This window comes from Mangrovicoccus sp. HB161399, from assembly GCF_013184745.1.
Lineage (GTDB): Bacteria > Pseudomonadota > Alphaproteobacteria > Rhodobacterales > Rhodobacteraceae > Mangrovicoccus.
Genome location: NZ_JAATVU010000152.1, coordinates 1 through 5,513 on the forward strand (window position 1 = coordinate 1; position 5,513 = coordinate 5,513).

Consider the following 5,513-nt stretch of genomic DNA (forward strand, 5'->3'; position numbering starts at 1 on the left):
CAAACCAGATCGTCAGCGAGCCCCTGCGCTTGAGCGCTTCATTGTAGGCCGGCCAGTTCCTGGTCTTGTAGATCGGGGGTGTGGGGCTGCCCATGAAACGCAGCTACCATGCTGGATTCACGAGATGAATCCCCGCAGGGATTTGCGCAACAGAGCCCTCATGCGCCTTCAGAAGAGGTCCTGTATCACGCAAGCCGACCGAAGAAAGGGCCCCGATTATCTACAAGTTCCAAGCTACCGGTGGAGAGAAGATAGGCTTTCAGGCGACAATCTTTTCCCGCTGTCAAATTCGAGGTATGGTGCTCCGTCAATTTTTGACAGACCAACAATTTTGAAGTGAGCCAGCAGATCGGAAATTATTGGAAGGCCTTCCGTTTCGGAGATGACATTCAATTCCGATGTATATCTCCCGGGCGCCGCTGCCTGCCCATCATTGGCTTTCCCGTCCCAAGACACTTTTTCGATTCCATTTGTAACTGTTATGTTCCGTACGACTTCACCGCCTTCATTTCGTATCACGATCTCGGAGTGTGTCGATGTTTTGGGAAGGTCCGGAAAAAAAGTGGCATTATCTTCGGTCCCAAAATATCGTCCCTCAGAACCGTATAGGCCGAGCATATGACCATACCTGTCCAGTGATTGATCAGACTGAAAGGCTTGCGATAACTCAGATAGGAGTTGATTTGTCAATACTTGCTGTTCCACCCCGGAAAATGTAGCCAATTGCATCGCGAATTGTGAGCTGTCCAACGGATTTTGGGGATCCTGGTTTCTCATTTGCGAGGTGAGCATTTTTAAAAAAGTCTGGAAGTCCGAACTAATGTTGCCGGATGCTTTGCCTGCGTTATCAAGAGATGTGGTCGATGCAACAAGGTTTGAATTATAATTTTCGTTTATATTCATCACTATATCCTCATATTCTTATTTCCATCCTACTGGAGAGGCGTGAAGGTAATTCTTTTGAATTTTCCGCAGATTCTTGATTGACGTTAGAAGATGAATTCTCTTGCGGACCGCTCTCGAAAAGAGAGCTGTTGCCTCCTTGATTTCGCTGTTGAGAAGGGGAGTCTCCCGACGAGTATCGAAAAGTGACTCCTTCATACCCTAGTTGAAGAAACGTCTTTTCTAGAAAATCATGGTTTCGCCTGATGAATCCAGCGGTATCTAGCCGATCGGTTTGAATATGAACTGACAGCGCTCCATCCCTGTTCTCGAGACCAATCTTTACACGCCCTAGCTCCGGTGGGTCCAGTTGAATTTCGTAGTGGTCGGATGTTTCTCTGATTATGGTGGTCGAAATTTGTCGAAGGTTTCTTCCGCTGTCAAATCGCGAGACATCACTCTCGCGCCAATGACTATGTGACTCGACAATCTTGCCAACTTGAAATGTGTCACTACGCCTTTCACTTCTATGAATAATGGTATCGTCGCTATAATGAGTCTCATGTGGGTCAGGACTATTTTCGCTTAAGTTGACATTTTGCGTGATGGCAGGCCTAATTTCTTTTCCTGTAGTATCTGGATAATCAGCACTTTTGATTGGGGTTTGTTGAAGCGTAGCAGAGAGTTTTCCGACGTCTTTGGGTGCTTCCGCGGTGCTAGAGGGTTGTAATTCAATTTCCCTAATGTCTATATCCATAAGGGGGACAGAGCTTCCGCTGAAAGATTGGTTTTTGATGTGATCAGGCTTGAAAAGCGACTTATTCAAGCTTCTTTCGATCCTCCTAGAAATGGCAAGTTCGCTATTAGAAAGCTCTCTAACATCCCTTTTTTCTCTGGGTTCGTCGATTGAGACTGGCTCCATATTCACTTCGACTTCTTCTCTGGAAAGGCTCTGTTCGACGTTGTTGATGGCGGAGCCAATGTCCTCACATTGAAGGAACATTGAAGTTTTTGAAACTGTGGAGTCCGAGAGCGCAATGGGATTGAACTCAGTGAGTTCTGAGTTTTCTCTTCTGCTGTCTTCAAGAAATTTAGTTCTGGGCGCCTCAATGTCATTCTCCAGCACGGGACTTTTCTTCACTTCTGGAAAAATGGCCGAAAACTCCTTGTCTTCGGAGTCGTCGGAGCGGATTTCAGCCTCAACGGAGGAGGGGGAGACGTCGGTAGATGTTTTTGAGTTTGACCCGGGTACCTCTTCATGGCTTGGAGGAACTGGCTTAACAAGATCAAGAAAACTTATGGATGGTTTGTTTTTATCGGATACTTCTTTGGAAGGGGCCGTATCTGTTGATAGCATAGTGTCGGAACTTGAATTCTTTCCCGATAAGATGACCGTTATCTGAGTGTCCATTGACGTATCTCCACGCATAATCCTTTTTTACAGTCGAATCGCTTACAATATATTTACAGACTTGAGAAAAATTGAGTGCACGTTGATTCATGGGAGAAGCGAAGGATGATTTCATCAATTGGTCTTGTTGCATCCGTTCCGAACATAGAAAGGAGTATGGCGGAAAATGCTAGAGAGAAGGTTCAACAACTAGAAGCTAGCTTTTTGGCCGAATTTTTGGATATGGCTCAGAGCTTCAAGTTCACTGGAGAGCCTGAGGGTGGATTCGGAGAACAGCAATTTTCATCATTTCTTACGCATGCATATGCCGAGAAAATTTCAGAAAACCATTCGTTCAGATTTATTGATAGAATTTAAGGAAATATGGAGCATTGCAAATGGATTTGATGTGTCAAGAGAAGCTAGCGGAATTGCTCCGTGAGCAGCAGAGTTTGATTAGGCTGTTTGATCTTGAGGGGCTTGCAGGAAACTCTTCAAAATTAGAAGAAATTTTAAAAGTTGAGTCTCGCTTACCAATGTTTTCTTCCATCGAACTGCAAGAGATTAGCGCACAAGCGAAAAGGAACATGAGTTTACTAACGAGCATGAAAAGGGGCATAAAAATGGCGCTGATCCGTATCGAGGATGTATCAAGGGTTTGCAAGTCCCAAAAGGTTTATAACCGGAGGGGCGAGGATTCCGAGATCTGCTCGCGTGGGAAGTCAGGCGGAACGACTCTGTAGGTGCCTTAAGGTTCATTGGTTCAGAATTATCGGTTCATTAGTAATTCTGAGATACTGGGTTATTTGCAGCGCGATAAATGTCGTGTTGCTCCGTCAAGAAATGGCGAAAGGGCGCGTTGATAGCGCGAAATCTCGCTCGCGCGGGAAAGGGTGATTGGCGCTTAAATGCGCTGAATGTGAGGAAAAATGTCAAGCATTCTAACGAATACCAGTTCAATGGTCGCGCTTCAAACCCTGAAGACGATTAATTCTGGCCTTGAGAAGACTCAAGGGGAAATTGCCACCGGAAAGAAGATTTCTTCCGCAAAAGATAATTCTGCTATCTGGGCGATCTCAAAAGTAATGGAATCCGACGTTAATGGCTTCAAAGCTATTTCGGATAGTCTATCTCTCGGAGAGTCCACTGTGGCAGTGGCTCAGACCGCAGCGGAGACAATTACAGATCTGCTTGGTCAGATAAAGGCGAAGGTTGTCGCTGCGCAGGGAGATAACGTTGATCGAACGAAGTTGAACAACGATATTACTGCACTCAAAGAACAAATTTCGTCCGTCGTCGGGGCGGCCCAATTCAATGGGTTGAATTTGGTTGATGGAAGCACGGCTACAACGAATGTTCTATCTTCTGTTGATAGGGATAATAGCGGGGCAGTATCTGCGGCATATATCTCTGTCAGTGGTGTTGATTTGGGATCGTCCGGGTACACTGCGAAATCTGTCTTTGGGGGTGGAACGAACACCGTCGTCTCAGGGTCTGGTGACACTTTTGTAATGTCTCTTGATAGTGGCGGTGGTTCAGATTCTGTCGATATTCTGAATCCGACCTATGACGTGGGAGAGAGCATTTCAATTACTATTGGCAACTACACTGCTAGCTATACCGTCAGCGCTAGTGACATTGCTGTCGGAAATACGCCCGAGGACATTATTGCGACAAACTTAAAATCTCAGATCGAGAGCTTTGGAATCTCTGGCCTTCAAGTGGACTACGATAGTGCCAATCCTGGACAGCTGGTATTTACAAACTCAGGGTCGTTCGATTTGAGCGCTACAGGTCAATTTGGGGATGATGGGTCCGGTGGGCTGGCAGCTCTCGCAACAATCAATGCGACTAGTTCCGGAACACTGGCAGCACAACTCGTGACAATGGAATCGTTAATTGGTGTCGCAATTGATGCGGCTTCGTCTTTTGGTTCTGATGGTGCTCAAATTGCTACCCAGTCGGCGTTTGTTTCAAAATTAACAGACTCAATGACTGCCGGGATTGGAGCTATGGTTGATGCAAACATGGAAGAAGCGTCAGCTCGCTTGCAAGCGCTTCAGGTTCAGCAACAGCTTGGTATCCAAGCGTTGTCGATTGCAAACCAAGCTCCACAGAATATATTAGCTCTGTTCCGATAGCAAAATCAGGATGCCGGTTTCCGGCATCCTAGCCATTTGGTTGGAGGTCAAATTTTGAATGCTAACATGATGGCGCAAATGGCCTATACTCGTCTAGGGGCGTCAACTCGCACATTAAGAGGGGCCGAGTACGAAGTTTTCGGTAAAATTACACGAAAAATAAAGGAGACATCTCAGGGGACTGCCTTTCAATTCTCTGAACTAGCGGCGGCGTTGCATGAGAATAGAAAATTCTGGACTATGCTGGCGCTGGATGTAACTTTGCCTGAAAATCAATTGCCTGACGAAATTCGATCTAACATAGTTAATTTAAACGTTTTTGTTCAAACCCACACCGGAAAAGTTCTCAGGAAACAGGGTAGCGCGAAAATTTTGATAGATATAAATGTTGCAATGATGCGTGGTTTGAGAGGGTGAAGATATGACTGGCCTGGTTTTAAAGTTGGGACCTCGGGAACGGGTCTTGATAAATGGCGCCGTCATTGAGAATGGTGATCGTCGTAGCCGTATAAATATAGTGACACCGAATGTTAAGATTCTTCGATTGCGCGATGCTATTCATCCTGATGATGTCTCTACGCCCGTTCAAAAAGTGTGTTATGTTGTTCAGTTGATTCTTTCCGGAGATACGACGCCCGAAGTTGTTCGCGCTGATATGATCGATCGAATAGAGGAGCTGAGTCAAGTTTTCCGAGATTCGGATAGCAGAAGATTAATTTCAGATGCGTCTTCAGCGTTTGTTGGGAAAAATTTCTATCAGTGCCTAAAGGCACTTCGAGCGCTTCTTCCGCGAGAAGAGAGGCTAATTCAAAGGGGTCGATGATATATCATCGTGGCCCTATAAGAACTGATCTTTGCTTTGAATGGGATTGAGCTTCCCTTGGTAATCCGGGCCGGTTTGAACTGGGATCCCCTGGCCTTGCCCCCGGATCCCGGACTGGGAGTTGCAGTACTTAGGCTCAGGACCCATTGATTTCGGCTGGACGGCATGATTCAGCGTTCGAAAACGGTGGTTTTCAAGGTTGTTGTCACCGGTGTCTATTTTCAGGCTGCGCACTCTCCTGACGCGGCCATGGGACCGCCGCCGACTGCTTCCCTGG

General features: G+C 46.3%; 7 protein-coding genes and 1 pseudogene. 5 read left to right on the forward strand and 3 right to left on the reverse strand.

Features of this window, described 5'->3' with window-relative positions:
* The 3 genes and pseudogenes from HCC78_RS31320 to HCC78_RS31330 all read right to left on the reverse strand — a co-directional run.
* A pseudogene (locus HCC78_RS31320) lies at positions 1–94 on the reverse strand (IS5/IS1182 family transposase); the annotation flags it as partial.
* Between the two features lie 140 nt (positions 95–234).
* Positions 235–903 (reverse strand): flagellar hook assembly protein FlgD, encoded by a 669-nt coding sequence (locus HCC78_RS31325; RefSeq protein ID WP_172332635.1) that lies wholly within the window; start codon positions 901–903, stop codon positions 235–237.
* A gap of 10 nt (positions 904–913) precedes the next feature.
* Entirely contained in the window at positions 914–2,293 is a 1,380-nt protein-coding gene (locus HCC78_RS31330) for a flagellar hook-length control protein FliK (protein ID WP_172332636.1), read from the reverse strand.
* Positions 2,294–2,398: 105 nt separating this feature from the next.
* Between HCC78_RS31330 and HCC78_RS31335 the strand changes: the two genes are divergently transcribed.
* The 5 genes from HCC78_RS31335 to flbT all read left to right on the forward strand — a co-directional run bounded on the left by HCC78_RS31335 (position 2,399) and on the right by flbT (position 5,236).
* A complete protein-coding gene (locus tag HCC78_RS31335) occupies positions 2,399–2,650 on the forward strand; it encodes a chemotaxis protein chel (RefSeq protein WP_253949458.1) in 252 nt (83 codons plus the stop codon).
* A 20-nt stretch (positions 2,651–2,670) separates the two neighbouring features.
* Positions 2,671–3,015: a hypothetical protein gene (locus HCC78_RS31340; protein ID WP_172332637.1), complete on the forward strand. Its 345-nt coding sequence runs from the start codon at positions 2,671–2,673 to the stop codon at positions 3,013–3,015.
* Positions 3,016–3,201: 186 nt separating this feature from the next.
* Complete coding sequence (locus HCC78_RS34645) at positions 3,202–4,413, forward strand: flagellin (RefSeq protein ID WP_172332638.1); 1,212 nt, start codon at positions 3,202–3,204, stop codon at positions 4,411–4,413.
* A gap of 66 nt (positions 4,414–4,479) precedes the next feature.
* Positions 4,480–4,830, forward strand: a complete 351-nt coding sequence (flaF, locus tag HCC78_RS31350; protein WP_253949459.1) for a flagellar biosynthesis regulator FlaF — start codon at positions 4,480–4,482, stop codon at positions 4,828–4,830.
* 4 nt (positions 4,831–4,834) lie between these two features.
* Entirely contained in the window at positions 4,835–5,236 is a 402-nt protein-coding gene (flbT, locus tag HCC78_RS31355) for a flagellar biosynthesis repressor FlbT (RefSeq protein WP_172332639.1), read from the forward strand.
* Positions 5,237–5,513: the final 277 nt, after the last annotated feature.

Coding starts and splice junctions, on each gene's coding strand:
- HCC78_RS31325 (WP_172332635.1), bottom strand. CDS start 903: ATGAATATAAACGAAAATTATAATTCAAACCTTGTTGCATCGACCACA.
- flbT (WP_172332639.1), top strand. CDS start 4,835: ATGACTGGCCTGGTTTTAAAGTTGGGACCTCGGGAACGGGTCTTGATA.
- HCC78_RS34645 (WP_172332638.1), top strand. CDS start 3,202: ATGTCAAGCATTCTAACGAATACCAGTTCAATGGTCGCGCTTCAAACC.
- HCC78_RS31335 (WP_253949458.1), top strand. CDS start 2,399: ATGATTTCATCAATTGGTCTTGTTGCATCCGTTCCGAACATAGAAAGG.
- HCC78_RS31330 (WP_172332636.1), bottom strand. CDS start 2,293: ATGGACACTCAGATAACGGTCATCTTATCGGGAAAGAATTCAAGTTCC.
- HCC78_RS31340 (WP_172332637.1), top strand. CDS start 2,671: ATGGATTTGATGTGTCAAGAGAAGCTAGCGGAATTGCTCCGTGAGCAG.
- flaF (WP_253949459.1), top strand. CDS start 4,480: ATGATGGCGCAAATGGCCTATACTCGTCTAGGGGCGTCAACTCGCACA.